Below are 19,521 nucleotides of genomic sequence, written 5' to 3'. Positions count from 1 at the left end.
ACAAAAAAAGACCGCATTCCACAACCGGAACACGGCCTGACTATTTCTCTAATTTTTAAAGCTGTGGATAGGAGCCGGAATCCTTCCGCCTCTGTTTACAAACGCTTCACAGGAATACGGATTGACCGGCATGATCGGTGCATAACCCAGAAGTCCTCCGAATTCCACAGTCTCTCCCACACCTTTTCCGATAACCGGAATCAAACGGACAGCCGTTGTCTTCTGGTTCACCATACCGATGGCACATTCATCCGCAATGATGCCGGCAATGGTGCTGGCTTTGGTGTCTCCCGGAATGGCGATCATATCCAGCCCCACAGAGCAGACACAGGTCATGGCTTCCAGCTTCTCTATGGTAAGGGCATTGGCATTGACCGCATCGATCATTCCCTGGTCCTCGCTGACCGGAATGAAGGCACCGCTTAAACCGCCCACATAGGAGGATGCCATAACGCCGCCTTTTTTCACCTGGTCATTTAAAAGCGCAAGGGCTGCTGTGGTACCTGGGGCACCTGCATATTCCACACCAATCTCATGGAGAATATCTGCCACACTGTCCCCGATGGCCGGAGTGGGTGCCAGTGACAGATCCACGATGCCGAAGGGAATCCCCAGGCGCTTGGATGCCTCCTGGGCTACCAGCTGTCCCACGCGTGTTACTTTAAAGGCCGTTTTCTTGATGGTCTCGCAGAGCACCTCAAAATCTTTTCCCCGCACTTTTTCCAGGGCTGTCTTCACAACACCGGGTCCGGAAACACCCACATTGATAATGGCATCCGCCTCTGTCACACCGTGGAAAGCGCCTGCCATGAACGGATTGTCATCCGGGGCGTTGCAGAATACCACCAGTTTGGCACATCCCAGGGAATCCTGCTCCCTGGTCGCCTGGGCAGTAGCAAGAACGATTTCTCCCATAAGCTTCACAGCATCCATGTTGATGCCTGTCTTGGAGGAGCCAAGGTTGATGGAACTGCAGACTCTCTCTGTGGCTGCCAGGGCTTCCGGGATGGAGCGGATCAGCATCTCGTCCGCCTTTGTCATACCTTTTGACACAAGCGCAGAGTAGCCGCCGATGAAGTTCACTCCCACTTCTTTTGCTGCCCGATCCAGAGTCTCTGCCAGAGTCACAAAATCCTCCGGCGCTTTGCAGGCCGCACCGCCCACCAGCGCAATGGGGGTTACAGAGATTCGCTTGTTCACAACAGGGATTCCGTACTCTCCGGAAATCTCGTCACCGGTCTTCACCAGGTTTCTTGCCAGGGTGGTGATCTTGTCGTAGATTTTTCTGTTCACCTGCTGCAGGTCAGAATCTATGCAGTCCAGAAGGCTGATTCCCATGGTAATGGTACGCACATCCAGATTTTCCTGCTCTATCATTTTGTTGGTCTCATTTACTTCAAAAATGTTAATCATATTTTTCTCTTGTCCTTTCCCGGGTTTTCCAGCTTAGATACGGTGCATTTTTGTAAAGATATCCTCGTGCTGTGCGTGGATCATAACACCGATCTCCTCACCCAGTACAGATAATTCTGCAGAAATCTGATCCAGCTTCTTCTCGGATCTGCTGGTATCTGTGATCATCATCATGTTGAAATAACCGTCAATGATGGTCTGGGAAATATCCAGGATGTTAATATTGTTCTCTGCCAGATAGGTGCAGACTCTGGCGATGATTCCTACGGTATCCTGTCCTACTACGCTGATAATTGTCTTTTTCATTATTTTCTCCTCACAGATGTATTTTTTTTATACGGTAATCAGTTCCGACGCGCAGTCCCTGTGCGCTACGGAGATTTTGAAGTCTGAGGAACACCAGGGATTTTCCCCCATGGTCACCTCTGAGCAGACGGTCTCATAAGCCAGTGCTTCGTAATTGTTCTCCCGGCTCAAATGTCCCAGCATGATCTGTTTCATTTTGTCATGGAGCAGACGGCACAGAAGCCTGCCTGCTGACTCGTTGGACAGATGTCCTCTCTCGCCCAGGATCCTCTGTTTTAAGTAATAGGGATAACTTCCCACCTGCAGCATATTCACGTCGTGGTTTGCCTCCAGCAAAAGAGCATCCAGTCCCTGGAGCTGTTCCACTATGTAATCATTATACTTGCCCAGGTCCGTTGCGATTCCCACGGACTTGTCCTCATGATTCACCCTGTACCCGACAGGCTCTGCCGCGTCATGGGAAATGTTAAAGGGATGGATATCCAGATCCCCGATAGAAAATGGTTCATCTGCCCGTATGATTCGGTACAGTCCCTCCGGCATCTTGCCCAGAGTGGTCATGCGCTGCATCTCCTCCATGGTTCCCCTGGTACAGTAGATGGGAATCTTATATTTTCTGGAGATGACGCCCAGACCTTTTATATGGTCCGAGTGCTCATGGGTGATCAGGATACCGTCACAGTCCTTTGTGGTGCGGTCAATGGTGTTGAGCCCTTCCTCAATCTTCTTGCCGCTGATCCCCACATCCACCAGGACGCCGGCGTGGTCACTGCCCACGTAAATACAGTTGCCGCTGCTTCCGCTGGCAATACTACATAGATTCATAATATGTTCTCATCCTTCGCTCAATCTGAAGATAGGTATGTGCCACATCTTCGTCGTTATATAGTAAAAAGTCACATCTGGCTTCAAACTCATCCTCGGACAACTGGTTTTCCATTACTCTTCGGGCTTTTTCCTCAGAATATCCCCTGTCCCGGCGAAGCCTTTCCATGCGCACTTCTTTTTCGCAATAAATATACCACATTTCATCATAAATTTCATCATAATTATCTTCCAATAACAAAGCTGCCTCAATAAAGAAGAATTCCGTCTCCTCTTTTTTGGACCGCTCAATCTCCCGGATGATATATTTCTTCACTGCCGGATGAATGATCTTATTGAGTTTTTCCAGCATATCTTTCTTATCAAACACGATCTGGGCGATGGTTTCCCTGTTAAGAGAACCGTCCTCATTGACGATCCAGTCCCCAAAAAGCCGGACCACCGGCTCATAGCAGGCCTGTCCGGGCATCATCAGCAGGTGTCCCACGTCATCTGCCTTTACCACCCGCGCATCAAAATGCTCCTCAATATAATTCAGTACAAAACTCTTTCCGGAGCCTACCCCTCCGGTCACACCTATGACTCTCATAACAGTTCCTCCTTTATCCATTGTACTCCCCTATGACTGTCCCCATATCCGGATCGTCACCTTCCTCGCGCCGGCTGCCCGGGGATTTTCATGCCTTCGGCCTGAAAACACCTGACGGGACAGCGGCGTGTGAACAGCAGTATTTATTTCGCCTCATACCAGTTGCTGCCTGTGTGCATGTCGATTTCCAGGGATACCGCCAGGCTGGCGGCATTTTTCATCTCTTTTTCCAGAATCGCGGATACCTGTTCCTTCTCATCCTCTGCAGTCTCCACCAGAAGCTCATCGTGCACCTGCAGAAGCAGACGTGATTTTAAATGCTGTTCCTTCAGAGCTTTCCATACCCGTATCATGGCGATTTTAATAATATCGGCCGCGGTTCCCTGAATGGGCGAGTTCATGGCCACACGCTCACCGAAGGAGCGCTGCATGAAATTGCTGGATTTCAGCTCAGGAACAGGACGCCGTCTGCCGAACATGGTGGTCACATATCCCTTCTCTTTTGCCTCGGTCACCAGCCCGTCCAAAAATCCCTTGATTTTCGGGTATGTCTCAAAATAATTCTCGATATATTGGGCAGCCTCTTTTCTGGTAATGCTCAAATCCTGGGATAAGCCGAAAGAGCTGATTCCATAGACAATTCCGAAGTTGACTGCCTTGGCGTTTCTCCTCTGCAGATCCGTTACCTCATCGAAAGGCACATGGAATACCTGGGAAGCTGTCATGCGGTGGATGTCCTGGGCCTCCTGATATGCCTGTATCAGCTTCTCATCCCCTGACATATGCGCCAGCACACGCAGCTCAATCTGGGAGTAATCCGCGTCGGTAAACACAAATCCGTCTTTTGGGATGAACACCTTCCGGATGAGCCTGCCAAGCTCCATGCGGATGGGAATGTTCTGCAGATTCGGCTCTGTGCTGCTGATACGCCCTGTAGCCGTGATGGTCTGGTTAAAGGTGGAGTGGATTCTCTCATCCGCACCGATATAGACAGCCAGCCCATCCGCATAGGTGGATTTCAGCTTTGCAAGCTGTCTGTATTCCAGAATATCTGCTACCAGCTTATGGTCAGGGGCCAGCTTTTCCAGCACGTCCGCCGCAGTGGAATATCCTGTCTTGGTCTTCTTGCCGCCAGGCAGCTGCAGCTTCTCAAATAAGATGACGCCAAGCTGTTTGGGGGAATTGATATTGAACTCCTCCCCTGCCTCCCGGTAGATCTCCTTCTCCAGCTCCTGAATCCTCACGTAAAGCTGGTCCCCATATTCTTTTAAAGCCTGGGCATTCACACGGATTCCCTCCTTCTCCATGTCAGAGAGGGTAAAGAGAAGAGGCATCTCTATGTCCGTGAACAGGTGCAGCATTTTTGTCTCCTCCAAAGCCTTTTTCAGAGGCTCCCTGCTTTTCAGGGCAACGTAAGCCATGTAGCAGACAGACAAGGCTGCCTGTTCCTCCTGTTCTTTCATTCCCTTTGTATAATTCAGTTTTCCCAGAAGGTCTTCCTTCGCGGGAAGCATCTCTCCCAGGTACTCTTTTGCAATGTCATCGTAAGTGTAGGAAGATTTCAGCGGATTCAGCAGATAGGCCGCGATCCCCGCGTCAAACATCTTCGTGTGGTTCTCCAGGTTCATCTGGCGCAGCATGGATTTCACATCCAGAGAAGATACCATGGCTGCCTCCTGACAGAGCATCTGTGCCTGCTCCAGCAGATAGGCCTCTGTGAGAAAACCCTGGGGCAGGAAGCAGTAGGACACAACGCGATCCCCATCCCTGCAGGCAAGGCCCATCCCCAAAAATACACCGTTCTCCTTCAGGATATGGAGTCCCAGCTCCGGCGTTGTCCTGGCCTTTGCAAAGATCTCCTCAGCCTTATCAAGCTCTGTCACTGTTGAAAAGCTCTTCTGGGCCTCTGCCGGGGCACTGGTATCCTCAAAACGGGAAAGGAAGTTTTTAAATTCCAGCTCCTTGAAGAACTCATAGGCTTCCTGGGTGTAAAAATCCTTGATCCTGGCACTGTCCCAGTCGTAATCCACCGGACTGTCCGTATTGATAGTTGCCAGCTTTTTGCTCAAAACAGCCAGGTCATAATGCTCCAGAAAAGCGTTCTTCGCCTTGTTGGGCTTGATGTCCTCCGCATGGGCGTGGGCATTTTCCACACTTCCGTATTCCAGCAGGATCTTGGTGGCAGTCTTCTCCCCGACTCCAGGAAGTCCCGGGATGTTGTCAGAGGCATCCCCCATGAGCGCTTTCAGTTCAATGATCTGCTCAGGGCTTAACTGGTATTTTTCTTTCACGTCATCAGCGAAATAATCCTCCACTGTGGTCTTGCCGAATCTGGTCTTTGGGATTCTGATGCAGATATGACTGCTGGCAAGCTGCAGAAGGTCCCTGTCCCCGGAGAGGACTGTGACCTCCATGCCTTTTGACTCACTTTTCTTAGCCAGAGTACCCAGTAAGTCATCCGCCTCATACCCCTCCATGGAGATCATACAGACACCCATGGCTGCCAGCACATCCTTCATCACAGGCACCTGCTCCCTCAGCTCCTGTGGCATGGGTTTTCTGGTGCCTTTGTAGGCATCATACATCTGGTGCCTGAAGGTGGGCGCGTGCAGATCAAAGGCTACGGTCAGGTAATCCGGCTTCTCCTCCTCTATGGTCTTGAACAGGATGTTTAAAAAGCCATATATGGCATTGGTGTGAAGCCCCTCTGAGTTGGTAAGCTCCGGCAGGCCGTAATAAGCTCTGTTCAGTATACTGTGTCCGTCTATCAGCAGGATTTTTTCGCTCATCTTTATCTCCTTTATTTATCAATATCTCAACTCAATACCCTTCTATTCGCCGCTGTTTGCGGAGGGCATAGCGTTTTTCGCCGCCTTCCCACTCGGCTTTTTCCGCCTCGGTCTCCACCAGCAGGCCCGGTACCGGTATGGGATGCTGGCAGTCATCCACTGCCACCATGACCACGTAGGCACGGTTGATGATCTTTCGGATTCCCCGGCGGCTCTCCACATAGGTATCCACACGCACTTCCATGGAAGTGCGCCCCACATGGGTGATCTTTCCCCGCAGAACGATCACATCGTCCACAGAGGCACTTTCTTTAAAATTCAGGTTATCTATGGCAGCAGTCGTGATCTCGGATTCGCTGTGCCGCATGGCTACTATGCTGGCGATCTCGTCGATCCAGCCCATGAGCTGTCCGCCGAAAAGCTTTCCGTAGCCATTCAGATACTTGGGACGCATGAGATACGTCTGCTCTGTCTGGGAATCTGCTACCTTTTTCTCTTTCATACCTTGTATTCACACTCTCTTCTGTCTGTTTAGCCGGAATTTCCGGCAATATAAAATTAGTATAGCATATCTTTAACAAAAAAGACAGGCACCCGACCTGTCTTTTTTGTATCTTATTATAACCGATATTTTATAATGTGGCAAGGAATTTTCGGAATGCAGCTCTTCCCTCAGGGGTACATTTGTACACGCCTGCGTCCTCCAGCACCTTGACGAAGACCTGTCCTACCTCTTCCTGGAGAATGTCCATCACGTTGTCCTGATTGATATCCTTGTATTTGGGCAGGAAATCTTTTACCCAGTCCGCATGCTTCTGAAGCATCTCATTTTCCGCAGGGTCTCTGCCTTCCAGAATATAGGATGCCAGCAGCTCCAGCTCGTCTTTCAGTCTTGCCGGAAGTACAGCCAGCCCCATTACCTCGATCAAGCCGATGTTCTCCTTCTTAATGTGATGATACTCTGCGTGCGGATGATAGACACCAAGGGGGTGCTCCTCTGTGGTAATGTTGTTTCTCAGTGTCAGATCCAGTTCAAAGGTGTCCCCGACCTTTCTTGCGATGGGAGTGATGGTATTGTGCGGTTCTCCGTCTGTCTCCGCAAATACAAAAGCATCCGCATCGGTGTAGCCTCTCCAGTTTTCAAGCACGTGTGACGCCAGGTCAATGAGGCGCTTCTCATCCCTGTGACGGATACGGAGCACGGACAATGGCCAGTGCACAATGCCGGCCTCCACATCCTCATAACCCGGTATGGTCACACTCTCCTCCATGGGTGCTTTCGCCATGGCAAAGGTATAATGCCCTCCCTGGAAATGGTCATGGCTCAGTATAGAGCCGCCTACGATAGGCAGATCCGCATTGGAGCCCAGGAAATAGTGAGGGAACAGTTTTACAAAGTCAAAGAGCTTCACAAAGGCGTTTCTCTCGATCTTCATGGGCACATGCTGTCCGTTGAACACAATGCAGTGCTCATTGTAGTACACATACGGGGAATACTGGAAGCCCCAGCCGCTGTCATTGATGGTGATGGGGATGATCCTGTGATTTTCTCTGGCCGGATGGTTCAGACGGCCTGCGTATCCCTCATTCTCCATACAGAGAAGACATTTCGGATAGCTGCTCTGCTTTGCATTTTTAGCTGCTGCGATGGCTTTCGGATCTTTTTCCGGTTTTGACAGGTTAATGGTGATATCAATGGTGCCGTACGGGCTGTCCACCGTCCATTTTCTGTCCTTTTTGATCCGATAGCGGCGGATGTAATCGCTGTCCTGGCTCAGCTTATAGAAGAAATCCGTGGCTGTCTCCGGGGATTTCTCGTATTCCTTCCAGAATTTTTCCTGCACCTGTGCCGGACGCGGCATAAGGCAGTTCATGATCTTGGTGTCAAACAGGTCGCGGTAGCCGATACTGTCTTCAATAAGGCCGCGCTTTACAGCTTCATCAAGGAGTTCACCCAGAGTTTCCTCCAGGTCCACATTCTCATACTCCTCTGCCGGTTCCTCGTAATCGTCCTGACGGAATAAATCCAGAAGCAGGTTGATGGTATAATTTCTCTCACATGCAGGCACCAGGCCTGTCTCCAATCCGTACTGCACAAGTTTTTTAATACTGTTGTTTAACATAGTATTTCCCCTTCCTGTTATCCGATTCTTCTGGCCCCGTCACCAATCTCCACTCTGTAGAAATCCGCACCGTAACCAATTTTCTTCTTATAAAAAGAGCCCACATTCCGTATAAACGCATCCACAAAGCCGTCCTCCACAATACTGACCGTACAGCCGCCAAAGCCTGCACCTGTCATGCGGGATCCCAGGACGCCGGGCTGGTTCCAGGCTGCCTCTGCCAGGGTATCCAGCTCCCTTCCCGTAACTTCGTAGTCATCTCTCAGTGAGATGTGTGACTCATTCATAAGCCTGCCGAACAGCTTCAGGTCATGCTCCCTGAGAGCCTTTTCCGCCTGTATGGTCCGCTGGTTCTCATAGACCGCATGGCGTGCACGCCTGACATGCACCGGGTCTTTGATGATCTCCTTGACCTCCTCGAAAGCCTCCTCCGTCAATTCGCCCAGTGAACGAATATTTACGATTGACTGAAGCTCCCGAAGCGCTGCCTCGCATTCCCTTCTTCTTTCATTGTATTTGGAATCTGTCAGCCTTCTTTTCTTGTTGCTGACAGAGATGAGAAGGGAAGCATTTCCCAGTTTGATGGGCACATATTTATAATCCAGATCGCTGGTGTCCAGGAAAATTGCATGGCCTTTCTTCCCCATGGCCACAGTAAACTGGTCCATGATCCCGCAGTTCATACCGCAGAATTTATTCTCCGCATACTGTCCGAAAAGGGCCATATCTGTTTTGCTCATATCCGAAAAGCCAAACAGATCTTTTAAAACCATAGCCATAAGAAGCTCTATGGATGCGGAGGAGGAAAGCCCTGAACCATTGGGAATATTGCCGCCGATCACCAGGTCAAGCCCTCTCTCCACAGGGTATCCCTTGGAGCAGAAGGTCCAGATAACACCTTTCAGATAGTTGGTCCACCCTGCCCTGTCATGATAGGCCAGGTCATCCAGGCTGGTCTCAAAAACCCCCGCGTTGCTGAAATTCTCGGAGTAAAGGCGCAGTTTCCGGTCATTCCGGATTCTCGCCGCTCCATATGTACCGTTTGTGAGGGCACAGGGAAATACATGTCCTCCATTGTAGTCTGTGTGCTCCCCGATGAGGTTCACACGGCCGGGTGAAAAATAGAAACGGATGTCGCCGTCTGCGCCAAACAGCTCGCAAAACCGGTTTTGCAGTTTTCGCTTCATCCTCCCTACCTCCTATGTTCCAATATAACTGATGCATTCTGCAGGCACATTAGTTATATTAATTTTGTTTTAAAACAATTTTCCTGTTCCTATTATAACACAGGAAATATTTTTTTCAATATTCAATCCGCATAAGGATATCCTGGGGGTAATCCCCAAAACTGCTGCCGAAGATATTGACACCGCCGATATGCTCCGCATCCTCCTTGATGCCGATACGCACCGAGATGTAAGGGCCTTCCACAAGATCATATCCGGATACCGGAACGTCGCTCACCTTCACGCCGTCCAGATACGTTCCCTCTGTATCCATCACCCATTTTTTCAGATTGCCGTACTGGGAATTCTTATCTTCCCACCAGTCCGGATTCAGCTTGCCTCTTCTGCCTCCGAAGTCACTGGGACAGGCCCAGGTTCCCGCGTCCACGCCGTTGACCCACAGAGTGATGTCTGAGGGACAGTCCAGATCATAATCTGCGGTTTCTGAACACAGCTCCGCGGATATCTCCAAACGCTTTACCAGGCTTCCCTGAATCCCCGCATTGGGGAACCGGTATTCCAGATAACCGGAGGAGAACCAAACCAGCTTGGCAGTGGTCCGCCTTGGATCATAAAAGCACCGTGGCTCGTCTTCCCCGTCAATATACTCCTCATCATTGACCATGCCGCAGGTGGGCGTTATTTTATAATCCACATAATTGCCCACAGGCATGGAAATGAGTTCCTCATGCTTTTTTCCTTTTGCCTGCTGCAGATGAACCACCAGTTCCTCGTTCTGCCGGATGCAGAGCTTCATGGAGCCCCGGACCCCGGGTTTTAACTCGGTTCTGATAAGTCCTGCTTCCTCCAGTACACGGACATTTAAAGCTGCTGAGGAGGGCGGAATCTGCAGAATCTCCGCGATCTCATTGACGCACAGGGGATTTTCATCCAGAAGCTTCAGGATACGAATCCGAATCTCTGAGGCGAGCGCCTTTCCCACCAGCATCAGTTCCTTTTCATTCTCAAAGGATAATTGTCTCTTCATGTTGTTTTCCTCTTCCTTCCGCCGGATATCACTGGGGCCGGAATCATTGATATTTCTATTTTACCCTCTTTGTTCCTGCCTTGTCAACCACGACAAAGAGCTGCCGCACATGCATGCGGCAGCCCCTGTTTTTATATATCTCAGACGGTTCGTCAATCTTCGGTTTTTAAAACTTTTTTCACACAGGAAGGCGGGTTATTGCTGAGGAAAATCCCCTCTTTTGTCTCGCCCTGGCCATCCTTCCAGTAAATGCGCACACCCTTTGTATAATCCGGATAGTTGTCAAGGGCCGGATTGCTGTACTGGTCAAAAAGAGAATTTTCCAGAATTTCTTTTATATCCTTCCGGTCTGAGAAGGTGTATTCCTCCTCTTTTCCGTAGTTATCCGCTGAAACCAGTACGATTTTTTCTATCTTGTCCAGATCTTTGGCGGTATAGACCGTGCACCCTGCCTCCTCTAAAAGCTTTCTTGTGTTTACAAATCCTTCATACAGAGGAAGTGTCTGGGTCTGGGTGTCATCATAGACCACGGTTCCATATTCATATTTTTCGTTTGTTTCCCCTGTCAGACTTTCCACGTACAAAAAGCCCACCACCTGCTGTTTCGTGCTGTCCTCAAAGCTTAAGCTCTCCCATTCACTTTTGTAGGTCTTAAATATATTCTTCATCATTTCTGCAGAGGTTGTGACCTGACGGTTGGAAGAGTATATGTCCTTGAGAGATATCTCTGTGATCTTGTCCTCATCTATAAATTCCACAGGAAGAGTCTGCTCTTTGTATTCCCAGCTGTCATAAATTTTACCCATCAGGGAGACCGCCTGCTCATCCTGCTTGATCTCATAATACCGGTAGACGTCTCTTCCTGATTTTAAGTGATATTTCACACAGTAGTAGAGTACGCTCTCTCCGTCCTGCACCTTCGGAAAACCGCCGTCTTTTTCCTGGACTTCCACACCCATTTTCGCCAGATCGTAAATACTTTCAAAATCCTCGAATTTCGTGTTGTCAAGATAGGATTTCATCCGGCTGCTTCCCTGGTAATACACGGAATTGTAGGGATAGCTGTACAGACCGTTTATTTTCTCAATGTAGACAGACATATACTCTATCTTGTTCTCTTTCGGAAGATACGTGTCCATCCCCAGGACGTCAAAGCGGTAGATGACAGTTATAACTGCCAGCATTCCCAGCACCACGCCCGTGGAAAGGCGGGGGCGCAGGCTTTCTTTGATATCCATGCGGTACAGAAAATCCATGGCAGTGGACAGTACCCACGCCGAAAACACGAGGATCATAACAAACCAGATAAATACATGTGTCCCGATTCCGGAGCTGACGCCAATGGCAAACAGAATGGAAAACGGAAATACCACCGCAATCTTAATGACCGGCTCCAGTTTCTTAAAAGCGATGGCCTTGTTATGGCTCTCTGACGGCCGCAGGCGGTACACCAGGATACAGAGCAGCAGAATCACAAGTGCAAGGACCGCGCCGATCCCGCACCATACCCACGGGGTTTTTCTCTCTGTCACTCTCACTGCCTTTACCGCCTCTAAAGCAGCCATATAATAGGCATAAAGCGGTGAGAAGGTCCACCCGCCTCCATGGAAGGAAATCCTCATAAAACTGAAGCTTCCGCCATACAGCATGGTGGGCACCACAGTCTGGAAAAACCGTTCGGACATGCTTATAAAAACTTCTTTTATGATAAATCCATAGCTTAAAAAAGCAGCATATGCCATAGCCCCGGTAAACAGGTTTCCGGTAAGCGTCACAGCCAGTATGGCCACATGATAAAATACCAGAAAGAATACCATATGGGTCAGAAACGCCCCCAGTGCCAGTGAAACGGCGTGTGCGGGAAAGGTTCCCTTAACCGCTCCGGCCAGCAGTGCCAGAAGCAGGTTGATAAGATACGGTACGGCAAAGATCAGAATCCCGCTCACATAAGGCACAAAGAATATCCGTTCCCTTTTCAGAGGAAGACTGTGGTAAAAATCCGTCTTCTCCCTGGAGTACAGATAATGATATCCTGTCATTCCCAGACAGAACGCAGCAATCACCACAAAAAACAGCAGAAACACATTGTCAAACCCTGTGGTGTTCAGAAATACATCCGCCGCTTGTTTTTCCATCTCTTTCGGTTTCAGCCCCAGGGCAGCCACATTGTCCAGACGCATCATAATCTGGACCGGAAGTGTCATCAGCAGTACAAGAAATGTGACAAGAAGCCATGCGCCTCTTTCCTTCACATTCTGCATCACCATCTTAGTAAAAGAGATCTTTGATGTCATATCCCGCTACCTCCGTTTCACTGATAAAGATTTCTTCCAGGGTCAGCGGAATCATCTCCGCAAATACCGGGAACTTGCTCTCCACGATTTCCATGATCTTGTCCTTCTCCCCGCGGACAACCATGGTCATGAGGGACAGCCGCTTCTCATGCTGCACCACTTCCAGTTCCCTTAAAAGTTCTTCCTCCAGCACAGGATTCTGGATGACACACTGGATTTTATGAATGTGAAGCTTCATATCCTCCACCTCTCTTGACAAAAGGACGCCGCCTTTGTGTAGAAGTCCCACATGGTCACAGATATCCTCCAGTTCCCTTAAGTTGTGGGAGGCGATCACAGGGGTAAACTCCCGCTCTGTCACTTCATAGGCCAGTATACTCTTGGCTGCCTGCCGCATCACCGGGTCCAGACCGTCAAAGGTTTCATCACAGAAAAGATACTTTGTGCCCGCGCAGACGCCCAGAAGCATGGATACCTGGCGCTTCATTCCCTTGGAAAGGGTATGTATCTTTCTTCCGGTGTCCAGATCCAGCCTTTTTGCCAGCTCGTCAAACCGTTTCCTGTCAAATTTCGGATAGTAAACAGCATACCAGTCAGCCATGGATCTTCCTGTGGCATTCGGAATAAAATACGCACTGTCCGGCAGAAAGAAAATCTCCTGCTTTATCTCCTCCTGTTCAAAGACAGGCTTTCCGTCTATTTTAACACTCCCCTGATCCGGTTTCAGAACACCGGACAAAAGACGCAGAAAGGTACTCTTACCTGCACCGTTTGTTCCTGCCAGACCAAATATGCTGTTATCCGGAATCTCAATGTCGATGTTGTCCACTGCCTTGATCTCCCCAAAGGCTTTAGACAGATGTTCTGCTTTAATCATGGCTAACCTCCTCGTACAGCGCCGCAGTCCGGCTCACACACTCCTCTTTTGTAACGCCCAGCTCAATCCCTTCCCGAATGACGATCCTCAGCTTCTGGAAAAAGTTATCCTTCTTCTGTTCCACAAGATTCCTGCTGCCGGACACAAAATTTCCCCTTCCCTTAACGGGGTAGATATATCCCTGCTGCTCCAGGATCGTATATGCTTTCTGAATGGTATTGGGGTTGATGGACAGCTCCGTTGCCAGAGAACGGACAGAAGGCATCTGAGAGTCCGGTTCCAGCACGCCTCTTACGATCAGCATCTGAAAGCGCTCTACAATTTGTTCGTAAATCGGTTTTCGGTTCTGGTAATCAATCACAATCATAGAGTTTCCTCTTTTCTTTATTGGTCCGATTTATGTGTATCTAGTGTACTATGTGTCTTAGTACACTTACAGTATAAAAAAATTCCGCCCCCTTGTCAAGAGGAAACGGAAATTTTATTTTGTGGCTTTTTTGGCTTAAGCGGACGTCATGGGGGCATGGGAATCTCTCAGGCAGACACCCGCAACGCTCTGTCAAGCTAACCGTTAACTGCAACTAAGACGTTCGGGAAAGCCCTCACGCCTAAGTTTCCGTAAACGGTGGATCTCGCCATCGCTAAAAGCGCGGGCAAATGCCTGCCTGAGAGATTCCCATGCCCCCATGACTGTGTACTGGAAACGAAAGTTCTCAAAATAAATTTCACAGGCGGAGTATTTCTAACATAAATAAATATATAGACACCAATTACCGGTGTAATACACTTCCGCACCGGAGAAAACATTTCGTCTGCAAACCTGATACCTCCCGCTTTCCAACCAACAGGCACCCGGCCCCTGGCTTCTCTCACGTAAACATTTGCCCGCGCACTTAGGGAGGACGAGATCCACCGTTTACGGAAACTTAGGCGTGAGGGCTTTCCCGAACGTCTTAGTTGCAGTTAACGGTTAGCTCGGCCGAGCGTTGCGGGTGTTTGCGTGAGAGAAGCCAGGGGCCGGGTGACGTCCGGTCAAAGAAACCCCGACATTCTATTTCACACACTCTTCCAGCATTTTATGATACCCCGGACTCCTTTTCTTCAGAGAAAGGATATTACCGTCCCTGTCAAGAAAACAGTGCTTTGAGCTTCCCACTGCCCGAACCTCCCCGGTGTCCGCACTGCTGACCGTATATGCCAGCTCCAGCCGGATACCGTTATATTTTGTCAGCGCCACGGCAATCGCCACAGTCTCTCCGAAATGCGTCATAGTCCTGTACTCACAGGACACGGAGAGCACCGGGCTTATGATTCCCTCTGCCTCCATCCTGTCATATCCCATCCCCAGCTTCTCAAGGAAATCTGTCCTCGCCTCCTCAAACCAGCGGATATAATTGGAGTGATGTACGATTCCCATCTGGTCTGTCTCATAATACTGGGTCTTATGTCTGTAAACTTCCATATTTGCCCACTCTCTTCTACAAATTCTCAGCCTCTATATTCTGCTTATTGCGGTAAGCGCCGTACAGATACAGCCCGTGGATCACTACCCATAAGATAAAGGAAAGACTGAAAGAGCTTCTCAGCATCACAATATTGATGATATTCGATATCAGAATACACGCAAGAAGGATAATGCCCATGATAAACGGCAGCTTCTCTTTTCCCTTGATGCCGTTGAACATCATGGCAATGAGGCCTGCAGCCAGCATGGCGGCTCCCAGCACCACAGTGACCAAAACGGAAATGGTCATCTCCTGCATGGTCACTGTAATATGATTGGTCTTCTCTATCTCATCCAGTACTTCCTGGCCCTTGGAAAACAGGACATACATGGACAGCAGACCGTTTGACAGGTTCATAGCACCCATGATCAGCTCCACAAGTCCAACCCACTTCAGCATCCCGTTCTTCTTGTTCCTGTTATTCATGTTCATATATTTGTTCATTTTGCTTCCTCCTGCTGTCAGCTTCTATATGACATTCTGGGGGGTTCCCGCCTCCCAGGCTTTTACATTGCCAAAAACCGTGTGTGCGCGCTTCACCATAGCCTCTTTTGTGGCAAATGCCACATGCGGGGTGGCGATGAGGTTTTTCACCTGCAAAAGAGGATGGTCAGACGCCACCGGAGGCTCTGTCTCAAAAACATCCACAGCGGCACCTGCGATCTGCCCTGTCTGAAGGGCATTGGCAAGGGCAGTGCTGTCCACCACCGGACCTCTGGCTGTATTGATGAGTATCGCGCTCTTTTTCATGAGCGCCAGCTCCTCTTTCCCGATCAGTCCCCTGGTCTCTTCTGTCAATGGCACATGGAGTGAAATAATATCACAGGATGCCAAAAGCTTTTCAAGAGGCAGATAGACCACTCCCGGCAGTTCTTTCTCTGTTCTGCTGAAAGCAAAGACCTGACAGCCGAAAGCCCGGGCGATCTTTGCCGTGCGCATGCCGATGGCACCGGTGCCCACCACTCCGAATTTCTTGCCTTCCAGCTCCATGCCCACAAGGCCGTCCTTGGTCCCTCCCTGTCTCACAACATCGTTGCAGGGAATCAGATTTCTGTACAGCGCGATCACCATACCGAACACCAGGTCCGCAACCGCTGCCGTGGAATATCCGGCACAGTTGCATACAGTCACACCCTTTTCCCGGCACGCGGACAGGTCAATATGGTCCACGCCTGTAAATGCCACGGAGAGAAGTTTCAGCTTATCACATCCGCGGATGACCTCCCCGTTCATGGGAAGGTTGGACACCACGATGATGTCCGCATCCTTTCCCCTCTCGATCAGGGTCGCTGTATCCGTAACTTTTGTGTCATAGTATATAATTTCCACCCGGTCAGATACATATTCCCCGGCAATTGCCAGAAGCTTTTCTTTCTCCACGCCAAGCGGCTCAATGATAACCAGTTTCATGTTGTTCTTATGTCCTCTTTTCTCAATTTCAGCCTTTTCCCGGCAGTTTCGCCAAGCACGGCTATTCTCAAAGCTGTGTTGTCACAAAAATGTCGTAGATCGCCTTCACTGCCCCTTCAAAGTCCTCATTCTTCACGCCGATGATCACATTCAGCTCACTGGAGCCCTGGTCGATCATTTTTACATTGATATTGGCGTGTGCCAGTGCAGCGAAGATTCTGGCTGCGGTTCCTCTGTTGGAACGCATGCCGCGGCCAACCACCGCGATCAGTGCCAGATCAGACTCCAGCTCCATGTAATCCGGATTTACCATACGGTGAATGCCGGCGATCACCTGCTGCTCTTTCTCCGCGAACTCATCCTGATGGATAAACACAGTCATGGTGTCAATACCTGAAGGCACATGTTCAAACGAGATTCCCTGCTCTTCCAAAACCTGCAGCACTTTTCTGCCGAATCCGATCTCGGAGTTCATCAGGGATTTTTCAATAAAGAGGGAACAGAAACCTTTTTTGCCCGCTATACCGGTGATGGTGTAAGCCGGCTTTTTGCAGGTGTCCTCCACGATCATGGTTCCCGCGTCATCCGGCGCGTTGGTGTTCCTGATATTGATGGGGATTCCGGCTTTTCGCACAGGGAAGATTGCCTCCTCGTGAAGCACGGTGGCGCCCATGTAGGACAGCTCGCGCAGCTCACGGTAGGTGATGGTGTCAATGACTTTGGGTTCCTTGATGATCCTGGGGTCTGTCACGAGAAATCCTGATACGTCTGTCCAGTTCTCATACAGGTCCACATCCAGCGCCCCGGAGACAATGGAACCGGTAATGTCAGAACCGCCCCTTGAGAAAGTCTTGACCGTGCCGTCCTCCATAGCGCCGTAAAAGCCCGGCACTACCACATACTCCATGTTTTTCAGGCACTCTCTGGTGAGACGGTTGGTCATCTCCGCGTCAAACTGTCCCTCGCCGTCAAAACGGATGATGCGGGCAGCATCCACAAACTCAAAGCCCAGGTAATCTGCCATGACCTTTCCGTTTAAGAACTCGCCGCGGGAAGCTGCGTACTCCTCGCCGATCTGTTTTTTGAAATTCTCTTCAATAAGGCCAAAATCCTCTTCCAGGGAAATGGACAGCTCCAGGCCGTCTATGATCTCCTGATAACGGCTCTTGATCTCCGAAAGAAGAGCCTGAAACTCCGCTCCCCCTTTCTCTGCTGCCTGGTAGCACTGATATAATAAATCCGTGACCTTCGTGTCAGCGGAAAAACGCTTTCCCGGTGCGGAGGGCACAACATATCTTCTGCTCTCATCCGCACGGATGATCTCGCCGACTTTCCGGAACTGTTCTGCGCTGGCAAGGGAACTGCCGCCGAATTTTACCACTTTTCTCATTTCTTTCAAATCCTCCCTGTAACTCTTTTATAAATTAAAGTATAAAACTTATAATATAATCTGATTCGCCAATTGTCCAGTATTTTCTACTTATTTTGACGTATTTTTTTCAGAAAAGCCTCAATCCTGGCAAGGGCTGCTTTCAGTTCTTCTATAGAATAGGCATAGGATATCCTGATAAATCCCTCACCGCAGTCCCCGAACGCGCTGCCCGGAACAACAGCCACCTTTTCCTCCCTGAGAAGCTCTGTGGCGAATTCTTCCGAACTCATGCCGAATTCCGAGATATCCGGGAATATGTAGAAAGCGCCTCTCGGTTCAAAGCAGGGAATCTGAAGCCGCTCCATCTCGTGAAGCAGAAAACGTCTTCTCTGGTCATAGGCCAGCCGCATTTCCATCACGTCGGAATTGCCGTTTTTCAGGGCGCTCACCGCAGCGTACTGACTTGTGGTGGGAGAGGACATGATGGCAAACTGATGAAGCTTCACCATCTGCTCCATGATCTCCTTCGGTGCCAGGGCATAGCCAAGTCTCCAGCCTGTCATGGCATAGGATTTGGAAAATCCGTTGATGACCACACATCTCTTCCGCATTCCCGGAAGGGAGGCAATGCTCACATGCCTGGAATTGTAAGTCAGCTCACTGTAAATCTCATCGGAGATCACCAGCAGGTCATGCTTCTCAATAATGCCCAGAAGAGCCTCCAAGTCCTCTTTTTCCATAATGGCGCCTGTGGGGTTGTTCGGATAGGACAAAAGCAGCACCTTCGTCTTAGGCGTAATGGCTGCCTCCAGCTCCCGGGGCTTCAGACGAAACGCATTCTCAGCCTTCAAAGGGATGGTCACCGGCACGCCCCCTGCAAGCTGCACACAGGGCACATAGGACACAAACGCCGGTTCAGGGATGATCACCTCATCCCCCGGTTCCAAAACAGTCCGAAATGCAATGTCAATAGCCTCGCTTCCGCCCACGGTTACCATGATCTCAGATGCCGGGTCATAGGTGAGCTGCATTCTGTCCTCTATGTATCTGCTGATTTCCTGTCTCAAAGGCATAAGTCCCGCATTGGAGGTGTAAAAGGTCTTCCCTGCCTTCAGGGAACGGATTCCCTCCTCACGGATATGCCAGGGAGTGTCAAAATCCGGCTCCCCCACTCCCAGGGAGATGGCATCCGGCATTTCGCTCACAATGTCGAAAAACTTCCGGATTCCGGATGGCTTGATCTGTTTTACTTTCTCTGTGACAAATTCTCTCATAAAGTGATCACCATTCTTCCGTCCTGCTTTTTCCTTGCAAGGTTAACTCCCTGCTCCTTATATTTTGTAAGGGTGAAATATGTAGCCGTACTCTGCACCTCCTCTATAGACGCCAGATTTTCTGAAACGAAAAGGGAGATGTCCTTGATGCTCTTTCCTCTTAAAAGCACTAAAAAGTCGTAAGCCCCTGACATAAGGTACAGGGTCTCCACCTGGGGATACTGGTAAATCTGTTCTGCTATCTTGTTGTACCCGTCGCCGCCCTGGGGTGTGACCTTCAGCTCGATCAGGGCTGTCACGGAATCATCATTTTCCTTATCCCAGTTGATGAGGGTGTGGTATCCGCAGATAATGCCCTCTTTTTCCAGCGCAGAGATCATATCCGCCACTGTCTGCTCATCGGTTCCTGTCATGACTGCAATCTCCGCAGGGGAAAGCCTGCTGTTTTTCTCCAAAATATTTAAAACCTGTCTTCTCAAATCCTGTTCCATATAATCCTCTCCTGTCCTGCAAGGCGGTGTGTTTCCGCC

At 49.8% G+C, this 19,521-nt stretch carries 18 protein-coding genes; all 18 read right to left on the bottom strand.

Going from position 1 to position 19,521, the window contains the following annotated elements:
* Positions 1-48 precede the first annotated feature (48 nt).
* The 18 genes from LC508_RS02240 to LC508_RS02155 all read right to left on the bottom strand — a co-directional run bounded on the left by LC508_RS02240 (position 49) and on the right by LC508_RS02155 (position 19,482).
* Positions 49-1,413, bottom strand: coding sequence for a PFL family protein (locus tag LC508_RS02240; RefSeq protein ID WP_033143376.1), 1,365 nt, complete (start codon positions 1,411-1,413; stop codon positions 49-51).
* Positions 1,414-1,446: 33 nt separating this feature from the next.
* The gene (locus LC508_RS02235) at positions 1,447-1,719 is read right to left on the bottom strand and encodes an ACT domain-containing protein (protein WP_033143375.1); all 273 of its coding nucleotides are present in this window, start codon (positions 1,717-1,719) and stop codon (positions 1,447-1,449) included.
* 27 nt (positions 1,720-1,746) lie between these two features.
* Positions 1,747-2,544, bottom strand: coding sequence for an MBL fold metallo-hydrolase (locus tag LC508_RS02230; RefSeq protein ID WP_033143374.1), 798 nt, complete (start codon positions 2,542-2,544; stop codon positions 1,747-1,749).
* Positions 2,531-3,133, bottom strand: coding sequence for a dephospho-CoA kinase (gene coaE / locus LC508_RS02225; RefSeq protein WP_033143373.1), 603 nt, complete (start codon positions 3,131-3,133; stop codon positions 2,531-2,533). The genes LC508_RS02230 and coaE overlap by 14 nt, the downstream gene beginning before the upstream one ends.
* Before the next feature lie 143 nt (positions 3,134-3,276).
* Positions 3,277-5,922: a DNA polymerase I gene (polA, locus tag LC508_RS02220; protein ID WP_103732442.1), complete on the bottom strand. Its 2,646-nt coding sequence runs from the start codon at positions 5,920-5,922 to the stop codon at positions 3,277-3,279.
* Between the two features lie 31 nt (positions 5,923-5,953).
* Positions 5,954-6,424 carry an acyl-CoA thioesterase gene (locus LC508_RS02215; RefSeq protein ID WP_103732443.1) on the bottom strand — a complete coding sequence of 157 codons (471 nt, stop codon included), beginning with the start codon at positions 6,422-6,424 and terminating at the stop codon, positions 5,954-5,956.
* Positions 6,425-6,554: 130 nt separating this feature from the next.
* A complete protein-coding gene (gene galT, locus LC508_RS02210) occupies positions 6,555-8,045 on the bottom strand; it encodes a UDP-glucose--hexose-1-phosphate uridylyltransferase (RefSeq protein WP_033143370.1) in 1,491 nt (496 codons plus the stop codon).
* A 17-nt stretch (positions 8,046-8,062) separates the two neighbouring features.
* Positions 8,063-9,232, bottom strand: coding sequence for a galactokinase (locus LC508_RS02205; protein WP_054352456.1), 1,170 nt, complete (start codon positions 9,230-9,232; stop codon positions 8,063-8,065).
* A gap of 115 nt (positions 9,233-9,347) precedes the next feature.
* Positions 9,348-10,259, bottom strand: a complete 912-nt coding sequence (locus LC508_RS02200) for an ArsR/SmtB family transcription factor (RefSeq protein ID WP_033143368.1) — start codon at positions 10,257-10,259, stop codon at positions 9,348-9,350.
* Between the two features lie 152 nt (positions 10,260-10,411).
* Positions 10,412-12,553, bottom strand: coding sequence for a DUF6449 domain-containing protein (locus tag LC508_RS02195; RefSeq protein WP_033143367.1), 2,142 nt, complete (start codon positions 12,551-12,553; stop codon positions 10,412-10,414).
* Complete coding sequence (locus LC508_RS02190) at positions 12,528-13,430, bottom strand: ABC transporter ATP-binding protein (protein ID WP_033143366.1); 903 nt, start codon at positions 13,428-13,430, stop codon at positions 12,528-12,530. Before LC508_RS02190 ends, LC508_RS02195 begins: the two co-directional genes overlap by 26 nt.
* Positions 13,423-13,797, bottom strand: coding sequence for a GntR family transcriptional regulator (locus LC508_RS02185; RefSeq protein ID WP_033143365.1), 375 nt, complete (start codon positions 13,795-13,797; stop codon positions 13,423-13,425). Before LC508_RS02185 ends, LC508_RS02190 begins: the two co-directional genes overlap by 8 nt.
* 684 nt (positions 13,798-14,481) lie before the next feature.
* Positions 14,482-14,892, bottom strand: a complete 411-nt coding sequence (locus LC508_RS02180; protein WP_054352454.1) for an acyl-CoA thioesterase — start codon at positions 14,890-14,892, stop codon at positions 14,482-14,484.
* A 16-nt stretch (positions 14,893-14,908) separates the two neighbouring features.
* A complete protein-coding gene (locus LC508_RS02175; protein WP_054352453.1) occupies positions 14,909-15,379 on the bottom strand; it encodes a hypothetical protein in 471 nt (156 codons plus the stop codon).
* Positions 15,380-15,403: 24 nt separating this feature from the next.
* Positions 15,404-16,345 carry a 2-hydroxyacid dehydrogenase gene (locus LC508_RS02170; RefSeq protein WP_033143362.1) on the bottom strand — a complete coding sequence of 314 codons (942 nt, stop codon included), beginning with the start codon at positions 16,343-16,345 and terminating at the stop codon, positions 15,404-15,406.
* 67 nt (positions 16,346-16,412) lie between these two features.
* A complete protein-coding gene (locus LC508_RS02165) occupies positions 16,413-17,735 on the bottom strand; it encodes an aspartate kinase (RefSeq protein WP_033143361.1) in 1,323 nt (440 codons plus the stop codon).
* Positions 17,736-17,821: 86 nt separating this feature from the next.
* The gene (locus LC508_RS02160; protein WP_103731907.1) at positions 17,822-18,991 is read right to left on the bottom strand and encodes a pyridoxal phosphate-dependent aminotransferase; all 1,170 of its coding nucleotides are present in this window, start codon (positions 18,989-18,991) and stop codon (positions 17,822-17,824) included.
* A complete protein-coding gene (locus LC508_RS02155; RefSeq protein WP_103731906.1) occupies positions 18,988-19,482 on the bottom strand; it encodes an Lrp/AsnC family transcriptional regulator in 495 nt (164 codons plus the stop codon). The genes LC508_RS02160 and LC508_RS02155 overlap by 4 nt, the downstream gene beginning before the upstream one ends.
* Between the last annotated feature and the right edge of the window lie 39 nt (positions 19,483-19,521).

This window comes from Blautia parvula (assembly GCF_020215665.1).
In the GTDB taxonomy this organism is placed as follows: domain Bacteria; phylum Bacillota; class Clostridia; order Lachnospirales; family Lachnospiraceae; genus Blautia; species Blautia celeris.
This window is presented reverse-complemented; position numbering and strand designations above follow the sequence as displayed.

Bases quoted from the DNA above. Each gene is read 5' to 3' on its own strand.
- LC508_RS02240 (WP_033143376.1), bottom strand. From the start codon at position 1,413: ATGATTAACATTTTTGAAGTAAATGAGACCAACAAAATGATAGAGCAG.
- LC508_RS02235 (WP_033143375.1), bottom strand. From the start codon at position 1,719: ATGAAAAAGACAATTATCAGCGTAGTAGGACAGGATACCGTAGGAATC.
- LC508_RS02230 (WP_033143374.1), bottom strand. From the start codon at position 2,544: ATGAATCTATGTAGTATTGCCAGCGGAAGCAGCGGCAACTGTATTTAC.
- coaE (WP_033143373.1), bottom strand. From the start codon at position 3,133: ATGAGAGTCATAGGTGTGACCGGAGGGGTAGGCTCCGGAAAGAGTTTT.
- polA (WP_103732442.1), bottom strand. From the start codon at position 5,922: ATGAGCGAAAAAATCCTGCTGATAGACGGACACAGTATACTGAACAGA.
- LC508_RS02215 (WP_103732443.1), bottom strand. From the start codon at position 6,424: ATGAAAGAGAAAAAGGTAGCAGATTCCCAGACAGAGCAGACGTATCTC.
- galT (WP_033143370.1), bottom strand. From the start codon at position 8,045: ATGTTAAACAACAGTATTAAAAAACTTGTGCAGTACGGATTGGAGACA.
- LC508_RS02205 (WP_054352456.1), bottom strand. From the start codon at position 9,232: ATGAAGCGAAAACTGCAAAACCGGTTTTGCGAGCTGTTTGGCGCAGAC.
- LC508_RS02200 (WP_033143368.1), bottom strand. From the start codon at position 10,259: ATGAAGAGACAATTATCCTTTGAGAATGAAAAGGAACTGATGCTGGTG.
- LC508_RS02195 (WP_033143367.1), bottom strand. From the start codon at position 12,553: ATGACATCAAAGATCTCTTTTACTAAGATGGTGATGCAGAATGTGAAG.
- LC508_RS02190 (WP_033143366.1), bottom strand. From the start codon at position 13,430: ATGATTAAAGCAGAACATCTGTCTAAAGCCTTTGGGGAGATCAAGGCA.
- LC508_RS02185 (WP_033143365.1), bottom strand. From the start codon at position 13,797: ATGATTGTGATTGATTACCAGAACCGAAAACCGATTTACGAACAAATT.
- LC508_RS02180 (WP_054352454.1), bottom strand. From the start codon at position 14,892: ATGGAAGTTTACAGACATAAGACCCAGTATTATGAGACAGACCAGATG.
- LC508_RS02175 (WP_054352453.1), bottom strand. From the start codon at position 15,379: ATGAACAAATATATGAACATGAATAACAGGAACAAGAAGAACGGGATG.
- LC508_RS02170 (WP_033143362.1), bottom strand. From the start codon at position 16,345: ATGAAACTGGTTATCATTGAGCCGCTTGGCGTGGAGAAAGAAAAGCTT.
- LC508_RS02165 (WP_033143361.1), bottom strand. From the start codon at position 17,735: ATGAGAAAAGTGGTAAAATTCGGCGGCAGTTCCCTTGCCAGCGCAGAA.
- LC508_RS02160 (WP_103731907.1), bottom strand. From the start codon at position 18,991: ATGAGAGAATTTGTCACAGAGAAAGTAAAACAGATCAAGCCATCCGGA.
- LC508_RS02155 (WP_103731906.1), bottom strand. From the start codon at position 19,482: ATGGAACAGGATTTGAGAAGACAGGTTTTAAATATTTTGGAGAAAAAC.